The organism is Bacillus sp. FSL K6-3431 (assembly GCF_038002605.1).
Classification (GTDB): domain Bacteria; phylum Bacillota; class Bacilli; order Bacillales; family Bacillaceae_C; genus Lederbergia.
Genome location: NZ_JBBOCT010000001.1, coordinates 2,219,135 through 2,233,713, shown reverse-complemented (window position 1 = coordinate 2,233,713; position 14,579 = coordinate 2,219,135). Strand labels below are relative to the sequence as shown.

20 protein-coding genes are annotated in these 14,579 nt (G+C 36.3%); 14 read left to right on the top strand and 6 right to left on the bottom strand.

The annotated features are described in order from the left end of the window. The first annotated feature begins 9 nt into the window (after nucleotides 1-9). From fliW to MHB53_RS11435, 12 genes are all read left to right on the top strand, one after another. Nucleotides 10-447, top strand: coding sequence for a flagellar assembly protein FliW (gene fliW, locus MHB53_RS11480; protein WP_340918308.1), 438 nt, complete (start codon nucleotides 10-12; stop codon nucleotides 445-447). Between the two features lie 4 nt (nucleotides 448-451). Further along, nucleotides 452-679, top strand: a complete 228-nt coding sequence (gene csrA, locus MHB53_RS11475) for a carbon storage regulator CsrA (protein ID WP_340918305.1) — start codon at nucleotides 452-454, stop codon at nucleotides 677-679. A 153-nt stretch (nucleotides 680-832) separates the two neighbouring features. Beyond that, the gene (locus tag MHB53_RS11470) at nucleotides 833-2,338 is read left to right on the top strand and encodes a flagellin N-terminal helical domain-containing protein (protein ID WP_340918303.1); all 1,506 of its coding nucleotides are present in this window, start codon (nucleotides 833-835) and stop codon (nucleotides 2,336-2,338) included. 69 nt (nucleotides 2,339-2,407) lie between these two features. Further along, nucleotides 2,408-2,926, top strand: a complete 519-nt coding sequence (locus tag MHB53_RS11465; RefSeq protein WP_340918301.1) for a hypothetical protein — start codon at nucleotides 2,408-2,410, stop codon at nucleotides 2,924-2,926. A 439-nt stretch (nucleotides 2,927-3,365) separates the two neighbouring features. Next, entirely contained in the window at nucleotides 3,366-3,647 is a 282-nt protein-coding gene (locus tag MHB53_RS11460) for a transposase (RefSeq protein ID WP_340918298.1), read from the top strand. Nucleotides 3,648-3,784: 137 nt separating this feature from the next. Beyond that, nucleotides 3,785-4,102, top strand: coding sequence for a type II toxin-antitoxin system RnlB family antitoxin (locus MHB53_RS26375; protein ID WP_445661428.1), 318 nt, complete (start codon nucleotides 3,785-3,787; stop codon nucleotides 4,100-4,102). A 484-nt stretch (nucleotides 4,103-4,586) separates the two neighbouring features. Then, on the top strand, nucleotides 4,587-4,796 hold the full coding sequence (locus MHB53_RS11455) for a hypothetical protein (RefSeq protein ID WP_340918295.1): 210 nt from the start codon (nucleotides 4,587-4,589) through the stop codon (nucleotides 4,794-4,796). Next, nucleotides 4,796-4,987 (top strand): type II toxin-antitoxin system RelE family toxin, encoded by a 192-nt coding sequence (locus MHB53_RS11450; RefSeq protein WP_340918294.1) that lies wholly within the window; start codon nucleotides 4,796-4,798, stop codon nucleotides 4,985-4,987. Before MHB53_RS11455 ends, MHB53_RS11450 begins: the two co-directional genes overlap by 1 nt. Further along, on the top strand, nucleotides 4,944-5,078 hold the full coding sequence (locus MHB53_RS26370; RefSeq protein ID WP_445661427.1) for a type II toxin-antitoxin system RelE family toxin: 135 nt from the start codon (nucleotides 4,944-4,946) through the stop codon (nucleotides 5,076-5,078). Before MHB53_RS11450 ends, MHB53_RS26370 begins: the two co-directional genes overlap by 44 nt. Nucleotides 5,079-5,747: 669 nt before the next feature. Further along, nucleotides 5,748-6,188: a hypothetical protein gene (locus MHB53_RS11445; RefSeq protein ID WP_340918291.1), complete on the top strand. Its 441-nt coding sequence runs from the start codon at nucleotides 5,748-5,750 to the stop codon at nucleotides 6,186-6,188. After that, nucleotides 6,185-6,514: a hypothetical protein gene (locus MHB53_RS11440; protein ID WP_340918286.1), complete on the top strand. Its 330-nt coding sequence runs from the start codon at nucleotides 6,185-6,187 to the stop codon at nucleotides 6,512-6,514. Before MHB53_RS11445 ends, MHB53_RS11440 begins: the two co-directional genes overlap by 4 nt. Before the next feature lie 26 nt (nucleotides 6,515-6,540). Next, nucleotides 6,541-6,699: a hypothetical protein gene (locus tag MHB53_RS11435; RefSeq protein WP_340918283.1), complete on the top strand. Its 159-nt coding sequence runs from the start codon at nucleotides 6,541-6,543 to the stop codon at nucleotides 6,697-6,699. A 568-nt stretch (nucleotides 6,700-7,267) separates the two neighbouring features. Here the strand turns inward: MHB53_RS11435 and MHB53_RS11430 are convergent. Continuing rightward, entirely contained in the window at nucleotides 7,268-7,378 is a 111-nt protein-coding gene (locus MHB53_RS11430; RefSeq protein WP_340918281.1) for a putative holin-like toxin, read from the bottom strand. A 355-nt stretch (nucleotides 7,379-7,733) separates the two neighbouring features. Between MHB53_RS11430 and MHB53_RS11425 the strand changes: the two genes are divergently transcribed. Beyond that, the gene (locus tag MHB53_RS11425; protein ID WP_340918279.1) at nucleotides 7,734-8,309 is read left to right on the top strand and encodes a hypothetical protein; all 576 of its coding nucleotides are present in this window, start codon (nucleotides 7,734-7,736) and stop codon (nucleotides 8,307-8,309) included. A gap of 417 nt (nucleotides 8,310-8,726) precedes the next feature. Continuing rightward, nucleotides 8,727-8,966 carry a hypothetical protein gene (locus tag MHB53_RS11420; RefSeq protein ID WP_340918276.1) on the top strand — a complete coding sequence of 80 codons (240 nt, stop codon included), beginning with the start codon at nucleotides 8,727-8,729 and terminating at the stop codon, nucleotides 8,964-8,966. Between the two features lie 109 nt (nucleotides 8,967-9,075). On the opposite strand, the gene MHB53_RS11415 is transcribed toward MHB53_RS11420, so the two are convergent. The 5 genes from MHB53_RS11415 to MHB53_RS11395 form a co-directional block, all read right to left on the bottom strand. Then, nucleotides 9,076-10,620 (bottom strand): hydantoinase/oxoprolinase family protein, encoded by a 1,545-nt coding sequence (locus MHB53_RS11415; RefSeq protein ID WP_340918273.1) that lies wholly within the window; start codon nucleotides 10,618-10,620, stop codon nucleotides 9,076-9,078. After that, on the bottom strand, nucleotides 10,617-11,711 hold the full coding sequence (locus MHB53_RS11410; protein WP_340918271.1) for a DUF917 domain-containing protein: 1,095 nt from the start codon (nucleotides 11,709-11,711) through the stop codon (nucleotides 10,617-10,619). Before MHB53_RS11410 ends, MHB53_RS11415 begins: the two co-directional genes overlap by 4 nt. 1 nt (nucleotide 11,712) lies before the next feature. Next, a complete protein-coding gene (locus tag MHB53_RS11405) occupies nucleotides 11,713-12,990 on the bottom strand; it encodes a cytosine permease (RefSeq protein ID WP_340918269.1) in 1,278 nt (425 codons plus the stop codon). Continuing rightward, nucleotides 12,980-13,567, bottom strand: a complete 588-nt coding sequence (locus MHB53_RS11400; RefSeq protein ID WP_340918266.1) for a TetR/AcrR family transcriptional regulator — start codon at nucleotides 13,565-13,567, stop codon at nucleotides 12,980-12,982. The genes MHB53_RS11405 and MHB53_RS11400 overlap by 11 nt, the downstream gene beginning before the upstream one ends. A 420-nt stretch (nucleotides 13,568-13,987) precedes the next feature. After that, nucleotides 13,988-14,572, bottom strand: coding sequence for an SCO family protein (locus MHB53_RS11395; RefSeq protein ID WP_340918264.1), 585 nt, complete (start codon nucleotides 14,570-14,572; stop codon nucleotides 13,988-13,990). Between the last annotated feature and the right edge of the window lie 7 nt (nucleotides 14,573-14,579).

Sequence of the window (14,579 nt, the reverse complement as noted above, 5' to 3'; positions counted from 1 at the left end):
CGTGAACCTATGAATATTCAAACGAAATATCATGGTGAAGTCGAAATCACCGAAGAAACAATTTTATATTTTGAAAAAGGTATTCCGGGATTTGCAGACGAGAAGAAATTTACCTTACTCCCTTTGCCTGAACAAACCTTTGTTACTGTCTTACAGTCGGTCGAAACACCTGCACTCGCTTTTGTCATTGCCGATCCATATAGCTTTTATGAAAAATATGACTTTGCATTAGATGACACGACAGTTGAACTATTGCAAATTAATAGGGCAGAAGATGTAAGTGCATTCGTAATTTTAACTGTGCATGACCCATTTGAAACGAGCACAGCAAACTTCGCCGCGCCGATCATCGTCAATGTAAAAAACAATCATGCGAAGCAAGTCATTTTAAATGATGAAAAATACAAATCAAAACACCCGCTCTTTGGGCTGCCGGCAAAGGGGTGACAAGATGCTCGTATTAACAAGAAAAAAAGGCGAATCAATCCAAATAGGCAACGACATCGAAATCACCATCACATCCATTAAAGGCGACCAAGTAAAAATCGGCATCGATGCACCAAAAAACATCGAAATCCATCGTAAGGAAGTATGGCTCGACATCCAAAATGAAAACACCGTAGCATCTGAAGAAGTCACCGATTTATTCACAATCCTATCAAAGGCAAAAAAACAATAAACTTTTGTGCGAAAACTATTAAACATTCCAAAAGCGGGACGATATAACTATTGTAAGTGAAAGGGAAAGGGCGGCCGACCTTGACTCCTTCGCTAATAAAACAAAAAACTATTCACAAGGATGTGAATAGCACATTCAAGGAGGAAAATCATAATGATTATCAATCACAACATCGCGGCGCTTAACACGCACCGTCAACTAGGTGCTGCTAACGGCGCACAAGGTAAATCAATGGAGAAATTGGCTTCTGGTCTTCGTATTAACCGTGCTGGTGACGATGCTGCTGGACTAGCTATTTCTGAAAAAATGAGAGCGCAAGTAAAAGGGTTGGACCAAGCTTCACGTAATGCTCAAGATGGCATTTCTATGATTCAAACTGCTGAAGGAGCTTTAAATGAAACACATGATATCCTTCAACGTATGCGTGAATTGTCTGTACAAGCAGGAAACGACACCAACGCCGAAAGCGACCGTACAGAAATCCAAAAAGAAATTAACCAATTAACTTCTGAAATCAACCGCATTTCAAATACGACTGAATTTAACACAAAAAAACTTTTGAACGGTGGTAAAGAAGATCTTGCAGTAACGACAGCAACTGCGGGTGTAGCAGCAGCAGCAGAGGTTGTTGAAGTTGCAGGTGTATCGACTGTTGATTTAACTGCTTTAACTACTGGTCAAACTATCACAATTGATGGAAAAGAAATTGCTTTTAATACAGATTTTGATACTACTCTAGCTGATATCCAAGCAGATGTTGATCTTGCTGCTAGATATGATATTGCAGCTACTGGTAGCGTAATCACATTCACTCAAAAAGCTGGAAATGCTTCAACTACACCGACGCAAATTGCTAGTTCAAATGCGACCGTAGAAGGGACAGCAACTAAAGTAACAGATGGTGTTGTTGGAAAAGCGGCAGTTACAGAAGTAGCGGGTAAGTTTGAGTTTAACCTAGATATATCTTCACTTCAAGATGGTCAAAAGGTTAAAGTAGGTATCGAAGAATTTACCTTTAAAGCAGATGGTACGGGTGATTTTAAAGATGTAACTGAATTAGCGACTGCAATTGAAGATAAAGGTGTTTATACTGCAGTAGGTACAGTTGCTGATGGGAAAATTGTTTTAACTCAGGCAACAGGAGCTGAATCAGCAAATGTGGCGAAAGTTTCTCTGTCAGCAGCTGGCCAAGCAGGTAATGGCTTCACGGCTACATTGCAAATTGGTGCAAACAAAAATCAAACAATGCAATTAGATGTTAATGATATGAGTGCAGCAGCACTTAAATTGGTTAATGAAACTGTAACAACTGGATTAGAAGTTACAAATGGTACAAACAATAATCCAGTAGGTAGTGCATTAAATGTATTGACTCATGAAAATGCAGCAGATTCAATTAAAGTAATCAATAATGCAATCGAATCAGTTTCTGCTGAACGTTCTAAACTTGGTGCATTCCAAAATCGCCTAGAGCACACAATCAACAACTTAGGAACTTCTTCTGAAAACCTAACTGCTGCAGAATCACGTATAAGAGACGTCGATATGGCGAAAGAGATTATGGAGCAAACGAAAAACTCTATTCTTTCTCAAGCAGCTCAAGCTATGCTTGCACAAGCGAACCAAGCTCCTCAGGGAGTATTGCAGTTACTTCGATAATTTTAGATTATTTAAGAGAGACTCTAGTATTGCTAGGGTCTCTTTTGCTGTGAAAAGAGGGATATTGAATTGGCTATGTTTTCACTTAGTTCAGCTCAGGTTGAAAGATACTTAATTAGTGATGAGTTTAATAGGTTTTCCATTGAAGTTTCAAAATGGCTAAATGTTAATGACTTATTTTTTGGCATAGAATATCGAGAAGTAGAGGAAAAATTCCCTATGAAAAATTCATTGGCTTTTATCCACTTCGACAATAATTATACTAAATTTTGTGAAATATATTTTTTAACAAGTAGGATTGCAAATGAAGCGGAAAGGCTTTATCCAGCTTATAAGAACGGAAGAAAAAAAGAAGAAATCCTAAAGGTATTTGTAGACTTTCTGTTAATACATGAATTAACGCACTTAGCTCAGTTTAAAAGAGGATGTAATGAGGAACTAAAAAAACATGGCAAATTGAACGGTAAAGCATATAAAAGTAGTTGGATAGAGCGCGAAGCTAATTTGAAGGCATACAAGTATTTAAGGAAACGTAATGAATTTACTAAAAATATATCATTTTGCATTTGGAGAGTCTTTAATAAATAAATTTATCAGGCGTGTTGACTATGAATAATATTCCATAAATAAATAACAAAAAGGAACGCTCTCTTGTAAAATGTAAGTACGACCAAACATTTACTAGAAGAGGCGTTCCCAATGAAAGAGCATACCATGTGTCCCGAATTTGATTCAAAATTATATTTCAAGAGTTACAACCACTAATTGAACTAGTAGCTTATAAGGATACCGCACGAAAATTAACGGTTAAAACACTAATCCAATACCTTGTAATTGCTGCAGCATCGGAATGGAAGAGTCTTCGACATTGCTTGGTAGTCGCCAATTCTAGCGGTCTTGTAAAGGTTGATTGCTCTACATTATCTAAAAAGCTTGGGCAGCTTGATTATAAATTAATAAAGTAGGTCTTTGCACTGATTGTAAGTAAATGTAATGGAGTGACCAGGCGTGCAATAAAGATTCCAAATTGGTTGTTGATTCAACGGCAATTACCGTCGGTAATTGTGGTCTGCAGTGGACGGTTTTTCACGGTGAGCGTTCTGGCATTAAGCTCCATGTTAGCTTTACGCCAGAAACAAATATGCCTTTGAAACTCATTGAGACTGTAGGTCTGAAACATGACGGTCCTGTCGGGGAAGGGATAGCATACAAGCGATTTGTACTCGTAGAAGATCGAGCTTATTTTAAAATTAAGCGCATCGACAAGTTTATTTTGGACGGTCAGAATTTTGTTATCCGTGTAAAGTAAAACGTTGAACTATCTACCATAAGATCAAGAATGGCACCACAAGAACGCTTAAAACCATGAGTGAGGCAAGAAATTTGATAGTGAATAACTTGGATTTAATTAATTATTATTATACATTTTTTTAGGGGGTGTAATTTATGGGAAATGTCTCGATAAAAATTTTAAATGACGATCCTACTTATTTTGCTCTTCTAACAACTCTAGATATCTCTAGTCCCATAGATTTATTGAAAAGTATAGAAAATACATTTAAGTGTTCAGGGAAAATTTTAGTTGATAACATTCTGCATTCAGGGAACAATTCGGATCGATTTTTAGAGTTTCAGTGTAAGGATGGAAAGATTGATTATAATTCTCCTAATTATGTACAAATTGAGAGAAAAAGTGAACTAAGAGTAATGGCCAATAGTACTTTGAGAGAATATCCATATATATTGTGGAACACTCGATTTTAAATAATGCACAAAAGAAAATGTTAATGCATGGGATTTCTATATGATTTTGGGATGATCCAAATAGTTGCGAAAGCAATCTCTTTTGTGACAGTGCGTTACATACTTCGTTAAAGAAATATTAATAAAGAGACCAAGTGCGTTAACACTTGGTCGATGCAGCTCATAACCGTATGAAGAGCGGTTGATCAGCTGTAGTTAAAAGTGTTACAAAAAAGTAGTCACCCTGCTTACTTGGTCGTTAGCGGAGGATGGCTACTTATTTCTATTGGTGTATAAAGCAATGACGGCAGTTGCAGCTGTTGCTAGGAATATTCCAAATTGGAAAAGTATATTCATTGCAGCATAGATCACCATATACAAACAAGGCTCATACGAAGTGAATCATGCAGACGTTGCCATGGAACTCGGCGCTATTTAGTCTACTTCCTTCTATAAAATATTTAAGTGAAATTGAAATTTAGTGACCATAAAAGGAGTGATAGATATGGCTATTTGGAAAGAAGATATTCACAAGATGATTGAAGGTTTACCAGAGGAAAAATTAAAAAAAGTGATGCAATTTTTAAAACATCTGGAAAGCCTAGATGAAATAGAAGTTGGCAAAGAAACAGAACATAGCATTAAAGAATCGTTAGAGGAGTATAATAAAGGAGAATATTATACGTTCGAAGAAGTGTTTGGTGATGATGAGTAATGTATAAAATAATTTTTTCAAAAAAATCAAATAAATTTATTACTAAACAAGATAAAAATACAAAGATTAGAATAAAAGAAAACTTGTTAAAACTAGCCGAAAACCCTTATGACGCACGTTTAAACGATATTAAACCATTAAAAGGTTTTGAAAATATTTATCGAAAATATTTATCGATTAAGAGTAGGTGATTTGCGGATACTATATAGAATTGAAAATAATGAGCTAATTATCTTTGTTTTAGAAACCAGTTACAGAGGGGTGTATATAAATAAGAAATGATTTACACGAAGCCTAAACAAAATATTTAGATATCTCCTATATTCTCATCCCATACAGCGTCCAGAAAGTGGGATGGTTTCCATGCCAAAACCTTGCCAATACACATCATGGAATCTCGAGGCAATCGAATATTCCCTTCATTGATATTAAAAATATGGATCTCGTAGAATAGGAAGATTTTTATGACAACCCTTAAGCTACTCCAAATGTAAAACCTTAGGTTTAGTATCGAGAGTAAATGAAATAATCCTCAGCCTTTGTAGTAATTGCAGCTATGAAGATTAGTTGATATAATATAGTTAATGTATTTTAGAATTTTAAGAAAATTATTGGCCGATCTGTACTTATCTTCTATTTTAGCCCACGAATAAAAATCCTCGTACACTGACCATACCATTTGTTTAAAGAGCTGATTTTTCCATCATAATATATCACATATGAACATATCTATGTCAGGTTTTAACACAGAGAGTGTGTTTACTGGTTTCTTGAAAGAAGGAGGTGAAATACTACAATTAAAGTAGGAATATTTGCTTGTTAGTATTCACAAAATTGGTGATACTTTGAAAAAAATTACTGTAATGTAAGATTGAGGCTAATGGTATAATTGATTTTTGATGTAGCAAAATAAAATTGCAATTCAATTAAGAATATGTGGGAGTGAAGGGAATGGAGAGTAAATTTGATTTTTTAAGGGAAAACGATTATGCGGCGAATGAAACTCATTGGAAAGAAGAACAAGAAAGATGGTTACATGAACTTGAACTTTTTTATGAAAAGCTTGAACGTTGGTTAAAAGAACCGATTGAAGAAGGACTGATTTCGATTCAATTTACAAAGCATGAACTGATAGAAGAACATTTAGGAATATATATTGCACCAGGTATGAAAATCTTTACAAAGGGAAAACACTTAGAGTTTATCCCAGTTGGACGATTAATTATTGGGGCACAAGGAAGGGTAGATTTATTTACAGAAAAAGGTGATATTATGCTAATAAAATTAGAGGATGAGAATCGGTGGTTGGCAAAAGAGAAAAAAAGAAATGGTATGAATGAAAAGTGGGATGAAGAGTATTTTTTACAAGTTATGGAGTGGGCAATATCATGAAAGATTCTCTTTCCAGTGTGATGAATTGGTATGAGACAGTTTCAGAAACTCAATTACTTGCAAGAAAGCATCTAAAGTCAACAGAGAAAATTGCAAGAGGAAGTAAGTTTGTATATTTATCTAGCGAGGAAATTTTTGAAGAAATGAAGAGTGTTAAAATTGAATTGGATGATTTAGCTGTATTCTCCTTAGTGTCAGTTTTTGAAAGTATTATATTAGACTATTTAAACCAAGTAGTGAAGAATACTAAAACCGAAAAGGGATCTTCCTTTGAAAAAGGTTATGTGAATATATTGAAATGCAATCGGAACGATGGAGATTTTTAGACATTTTAGATTTGTTTAAAGGAATAATGGATTCTCAAATCATTGGAAACGCAAAGAAAGCTTATAAATATCGAAACTGGGTTGCACATGGGAAAAAGACTCCAAAGTCGGAAAGCTTAGATCCAATTATTGCATTTAATGTATTAAATGAATTTATTATTCGCATGCCAGATTATCATTATTAGCAAAATGTAAAGGAATGTATAAAGCAAAATAGAAGCAAGTGCTACGTAACTACGAGTACCAAAAGTCAACATAATCCTAACAATTCAATAGGTTTTGTTTCTTCCACTTCAGAAATAATCAACTTCTACAAACTTTATTCTTTCTCCATGCTCCCCGTGCCTGTCGCTCCAAGTAATTTTGTTTCATTGAATTGTTCGATATAGGGTTCATATTCATTTTACTTTTCATTTGTGTTCGAAATAAGGTTATAAGATATGATTGACGAAAACAACGGGAGGTTTCGGTGAATAGGCACATAAAAGTGAAAGAATCCAATATAGGTTAAGAGGATTTGCCGCATAAATTTAAATGAAAGTATCAAGTTTCAGTTCTTTTGTTCATTCACTCTTCACTCCTATTGTAACGCCTTACATTACTTGTTAAACTTATAGATGGCAGATTAATTTTAGAGACCAAATGCATTACTACTCTATCGATGTGGCCGGTATCGCAAGAGTGGTTGACCGGTAGTATGGATGTTTTAAAAAAGTAACCATCCTACAAACTTTGGCCGAAAGTGGAGGGTGGTTACTTTTTTCTATTGGTGTATAAAGCAATCATCGCTATGACTGCAGTTGCAACTGTTGCTAGGAATATTCCAAATTGGAAAAGCATATTCATTGCTTCATAAGTCACCATATATGCTCACAAGAGGTGAGTCATGCAGACGTTGCTGCAGGACGCGGCGCTCTTATTCTGCCTTCTATTAAAATGGGAGTGTCAACCGCCCATCCGCCTATATCGCTACATAGATAATTTTATCATTTGTTTGGAAGAAAGCGATCGCTATAATGAAAATGCTGCCTTCAGATGGAATGATGGCAACTTCATACAAAAAGTATTTTCTTGATCAACTGTTTACTCGTCATTGGTCCTTCCTATTCTTTATTTTTTTATGTGTACTAGAATATAAAGTCGATACATTTTACAAATATGAAAGAACATTTCAATTGAAGAATCCCATTATAGTCTAAAGGAATGGAGTTGAAGAATATTGAAAAAGGTAATTGAAGATATTCTAGAGAACGGGTCGGTTGAAGACCTTTATGTTGCCACTACATTTAATGAAAACCAATTATATTGGATGAGTTATATTATGGAATCAATCGAAAAAAGGCGCATGGCAGCACTACTAGTGTCAAATGGATATTCCCTAGAGGACATTGATAAGCTACTATTCCTTAGTGACAGTGAAAAACAATTAATGAAAGACCATATAGACAAGTATAAAACGATTGGTGTAAATGCAATTGTTCATTCAATAATAGAGACTTTTAGCTTCCGAGTCATGCAAAGCATGATGGAAAAGATGTTATCTAAGGGCATTAGTCCAGATAAAATTGCAACCCTATTAAAGTTGTTTATTTTAGACCATCCATATATAGATAGCAGTGATATTGAAAAAAGACCGAAGGATATGACTTCATCCCAAGATGAAAGCCAACTTGAAGGAATTAAGATAGGTAAGCTGATTACCGCACATAACCTGCTTAAGGAGGGTATGGATATTCAGTTTGTTTCTTTAGTTACAGAATTATCAAAAGATGAAATAGAGAATCCAGCTGAGTAATCTGAAGATTATCCGTCCCTATTAAAGTTGAACTATTATTTACATGGGCATATAAAAAAGCAGATATAACACCGATTTGTCGTTCATAGACTGGTTATAGGGGTGAGAAAATGACCTAAATGACAACATGTGTGCGAAACCTAGATCCTTTTCAAATAAAACTACTGCCTTTTGCACTCAGATCGATAGCAGCTTCAATGTCGAATATAGCTCCAAATACCTTCAACTACCACTGTGTCATCATGTATTTCAACGATATACCCATCTATTAAAACAAAGCTCTCTTTCTCTTAAAGTCCTTACATATATGTCGATATAATAGATAAGATACTTGATTCTATGATTAAAGAAAGCAGTAATCATAATATTAGACATGTATTATAATGAAAACAATTTCATGCCAAAGGAGAAACAATAATGAATAAAGACGACCAAGATATAAAACAGTTTCTTGAAGATCAGCTTCAATGGAGTGAGGAACAGATTCGTATTTTATATGAAATGAACCGGAAATTTCATCAAATGAAAGAAAAAGTGGAATACGCACTTGAACATGGACTTACTTCATCGGAAGTTATTATATTAAATGGACACTTAGATGTATTAAAGAATGAAGTCACATCTCTAGAGAAGCGGATGTATCCTGTGTATCATTAAACATTATCCATTGCATTACTTTACATAATTATAAAAAAAAGACCGAGTGCTTAACACCCGGTTGATAAATCCGTGATATGCATGAAGATCATAAGACATCTCGAGATCTTTAAAGTGCCAGCGGTCCCGCCGCTTTAACCCTCACCAGTAACGCATTACCAGGTAAGTAGGCAAGTGCAAAGTCTTCTAGTAGAATAATCTCAACCTTATCTGGATTTGCACCAGCATTGATTGCTTCCTCGATAGCTTCGGATTTTGCTTCTTCCATTACTTCTTGATAACTCTGATTTTCTAAAGAGTAGATGCGCTCGACTGTCCCGCTTATATCTCCAAGTGCTGCACCGATTGCGTTAGCGACTTGGGCATGTTTAGGTCGAATGACACGGCTTGCTCCTTTTAATGTTTTAGGTATGAGTGATGCTCCACCACCGACAAGTACGACTGGCAGATCTTCAGCACTTGTTTTCATGCGATCAATGGCTTTTTCAATTAAGGTTACGAAGTCCGGATAAATTTTTTCGCAAGGGATCGATTCTAGTCGTGATACATCCGTATTTTCAATCTCCATATACCCTGCACCAATGGCGACATCTGTTGTAGTTAATTCAGTGCCACCAAAAACGATGCCTTTTTCAGTTAATTGATAGCCAACACTTTCAGGTCCAATTGTCCAAGAATCTTCTTGAAGATATACACGGGTTCCTCCTCCGAAGCCAATCGAGTATATATCGGGCATCCGGTAGTTCGTACGTACGCCGCCTACTTCTACAGCAAGTGAAGTTTGCCGAGGGAAATTATTTGCTAGCACACCGATATCTGTAGTTGTTCCACCAATATCAACGACAATGGCATTTGGTTCTTTAGATAAATGTGCCGCACCCCGAATAGAGTTTGTCGGCCCACATGCGATTGTATAAATCGGATATTTTTGTGCATATTCATTTGTCATTAAAGTCCCATCATTTTGGCCAAAGAAAATATTTGCATGAATGTTTGCGGCTTGCAATGCGCGTTTAAAGCCATTGGAAACATGACTAATCGTTGTCATTAAGGCAGCATTTAATATTGTCGCATTTTCTCGTTCGATTAAACCGATTGAGCCAATTTCACTTGAAATGGACACAGGGATATTCGGCAATTCTTTTTCAAAGTATGCGGCTACCTCTTTTTCCTGATCACCAAGGACTGGGGAAAAAACACCGGAAATGGCAATTGAGTCCACTTGGCCACGGAATTGATCTACGGCGTTTTTTAACTCATCATAATCTAGATCTGCGATTGGTATGCCGTTGAATTCGTAACCGCCATGAATAAGCACTGTTTTTGCATGAAGCTTTTCAACTAAATCATTTGGCCAGCCAAGTAAAGGAGGGACAGTAGTTCCAGAAGGTAAACAAATCCGTACAATTCCGACCTTGTTCAATGATTTCCTTTCCACGATCGCATTTGTACAATGTGTTGTCCCAAGAGTGGCTACTTTTATTTCTTTCACATTTATTTTCGTTTCCGCAAGAAGGCTTTTTATTGTCATTTGAATGCCTGAAAAAATATCCTTTGTTGTTGCTGTCTTTGCACTTCCTAATACTTCATTGGCATCATTGAGAATAACGCCATCCGTATTTGTGCCTCCTACGTCAATTCCAAGTCGTATCATCTAGGTGATTGCTCCTTTACTAAGGTTTCTAATGGTACATAATCATACGGATAATTGAAGTAGCGCGGACCAGCCGTTTCAATTCCAATCTTCGTCCGCCACTTTTCGTTAGCTGGGAAGGCTACAATAACAACCCTTGCTCCATATTTCAAGCCTTCTGTTGTAATAGGCATTCCAGTTTCTTCATCCAAGACAGCAATTAAGTCTGGTGCCATGGCAATTGGTTTGCCGTCTATTTCTGCTAAAAGATGTTCGTTTTGGAAAAATAATGTGCATGTTTTATTTTCATCATGATCCGTACCGTCAAAGTTTGCTTCGCCTCGTGTAAACCCACCTTGGACGCCTCTTTTAATTAGCACGGCTTTTCCTTTAAATAATTGGTAACCATCCAGAATGTCGAGCATTTGAACAATAGGATGAATAGCTGCAGTTCTTTGTTCTTTTAATAAAGCTCCGATTTGTCTCGCTAAAGTTAAAGTGCCTGGAATGACGCTTTTTTTCGCTTGAGCACCTGTGATACCATAGTCACAAACAATGGAAGAGCCGCCCATTGCGACCGTTATATTACGAGCAAGCTTTTCGCTCCAATGACCGTTTGCGGGTTCAATGGTTACAACGTTTCCTTGTTCATCTCCAAGCGTAACGAACTCTGGTTGGAGGCCATCCAAATGGAAAGTAACCATTTGGGCCTCGGGAAAAGCTCGTCCCATGGCGTCCCCATCTAAAATTGGGATTCTCATCATTGCTGCAACAGCAACTGGGATCAATGAATTAACTCCGCCAATTTCGATCGGCATCACCACATCTGTTCTTTTTCCGGATGCTTTTTCAAAAGCTTTGAGAGGAGCCGCTAACTGTTCAAATGAAGGAATCTTTTCAACAAGGACACTAGGTGATCCCATTCCAGAAGCAGGCAATACCCATTGATTATCCTCTAGTTCATCTACTGTAATTACTTTAACTGGACCGTATTTTTGTATCGCAGACAAGGCCATCATTTTACCGATATACGGATCTCCGCCTCCGCCAGTGCCAAGTACTGCAGCACCAACTGCAATATTCTCAATATCTTCTTCATTTAACCACTTCATATTAATAAACTCCTTTTTGCATGCGTTGTTTATAGAATAGTAAGAATATAGATTGTGAAATAAAGGCAATTAAAAAACTATCTAACGATGAAATGGTTGTAAGGGTGAAAACTTCCAATCCAATCGGGCCTTCCATTGTAAGCCAACTAATCAATGATCCAAGTGCCCATGCAAGGAGAGGCAGAAATTTAAATGATTGATCGTTCACACTGTCAAATAGTTTCTTGCCCCCAATATAATATGAAGCAGTGTATACACCACCTATTGGTGCGATAAACATTGTCATAATCGTCAAGAAATTGATGAAGTGATCATAAATACCCAGCACAGCTAGCAGTGTGCCAACTGCTCCAGCAATGAGTGTAAGTACTCCTTTATTTGTCCGCGTGAAAATGACGGAAAGACTTAAACCAGAAGAGTATGCATTGCTTGTATTCGTTGTCCACTGTGCAAGGATCAAAACTAAAATGCCTGGAATTCCTAATCCCACTGTAATCATAATAGTAGTCAAACTGCTTTCATCCATGATCCGCGATAAAATCATTGCCACAATAATCATGAAGCTATTTCCAAAGAAAAAGCCAAAAAATGATGCTAAAACTGCATCCTTTCTCGTCCGAGCCCATCTAGATACATCAGGAGAAATAACCGCGCCAACAACAAATATGCTAATTACGAGTGAGATCGCCATGCCTATAGAAAAAATATTGTCTACAGGTGCACTTAGTTCGCTTAGTCCAAACTTATTAACAGCTAAAATAACAGCGAGAATAACTAATATAAGTAATAATGGCACAGACCATGAACTTAGTTTTTCAATTGCTCTATAGCCAATGATGGCAGTCGTCATCATCAATATTCCGCCAATACCTGCAAGTAGAGGAATGGGGACACTTAAACCAATGGATCCTTCAATGGCAACAAAAGCATTTTCTGCGAAAAAACCTGCTTGAACGCCAAACCAACCAAGTAAAGAAATAGCGATGAAAAAGGAAACAAACTTTGCTCCAGATATACCAAAAGTAAAACGGGAGATCATAGAGGTCGATAATCCAGTAACCGCGCCGACATACGCACAAAATGCAGCAAGTACTCCTAAAATAGCTGATCCGATAATCACTGAAAACAATGCATCATTAAATGTCATGCCGTTTCCTAGTTCAGCCCCGAACAGCATGGCAGACAAATCGATTCCTACAGCAATCCAGACCAAACTAATAGAAAACCACTTTTTTCTTTCATTCAATGGGACAACTTCTCTTGCGTAATCATTTTTCATGTTCATAGCCTCCGAGTAAAATCGCTATTATGTGAAGAGCATGGTAGATTTGCTCACATAGTTCTTCTTCATCATATAAATTAATTTCCCAAAAAACTCCATCCATTAAAAGAAGGAACTGTTTCGTAATGGTACTCGCTTCTTGATCAGATATAGATGGCTTGTCCCGTTTAATTAAGTCAGTTAGAGAATCGATAAGCCAATAATCAAAATTTTTCATATGCTCTTGTAGAAATCGATTTATTTCGGTTGGAGGAGAAGTGATTAGCGAGATATAAGCATTGGTCTCATGCATATTTTTTTTATGATAATCAACAGTCCCGATCAATAAGGAATGGAATATTTCCAAAATTGACTTGTCGCTAGCTTCATTTAAAATTCTTTTCATCTGTATGAGATGCTTTTCTAAGAGCATTTGAAACGCTGCAACGAATAATTCTTCTTTATTTTTAAAGAAAAAATAGATAGAGGCAGGTTTAATATCCACTTCCTCTGCAATTTTTCTCATAGTAGCCCCATGGTAATTAAATAGCGAATATTGGTTAATAGCCGCTTCCAAAATTTTGTCTCTAGTCAAAAAATTCACCACCTAATGAATGTTAGGTTAATGATAAACTAGGGGTTCTTGAAAATCAAGCACATTTTTATTCCACGTAATTCATAAATATAACTTTTTATATAAATTGAAATATATTCCACCTAAGTTCATGCTTCAATGAAACTACTCAATATCTTACATAGTAGATATACAAAAAGCTCACTAAACTTGTAATAGATCGATGAAGAGCAGTTGGGGAATTTGCAGAATAAATGAAAAAAAATAATTACCTTGCATTCGAGTTGGAATGCAAGGTAATTATTTTACAAATGTTATATATATCATACTGGCTGAGGAACCAAGTTAGGTGAGGATATTTAAGAGAGTAAAGAAGCAAAATCTGAACTTGGCCCAGGAAATCTTGAAAGCTGTCGCATTTTAATGATCGGGTTTTATAAGCTAGGAACCACCAACCAAAATCCGAATATCTTCCAAAATCTTCTCCTTTTCAATAGAATCCCTTGAATTGGACATCTGATATAAAGCGCGTACCTTATTATCTTCATCTATTAAATACATTGTCGTTGAATGTGTGTATATACTTTCTTTAGATTTCACATATTGTAGTTTTAATTGATTGGCAATTGTTTCTGTTTCTGTGCCCCTTAACCATTTCCAGCCTAATGGATCTGCTTGAAAGGCGCTCGCGTAATTCCTAATTACTTCTGGTGTGTCGTTTGTTGGATCAAAAGTAATGGCCACTAATTCTACTTTCTTTCCAAATAAGTCTTCCTTTTTGAGTTCCTCTTGTAATTCACTGAAATCTACCATTGTTAAAGGGCAAATATCAGGGCAATTTGTGTAATAAAATGTAAGCAATTTGATTTTATTATTATTTGAATGGTAAACAGTCCCATGAACATCTTCTAGTTCAAAAGCTTTTACTTTTTCCAATACCGGTAACCCTTTGCTATTTGGCCAGAACCAATAAACCAACGACACACTCACAACAAATGTAAAGAAGAGAATGATATACTTTTTCATCCAATTA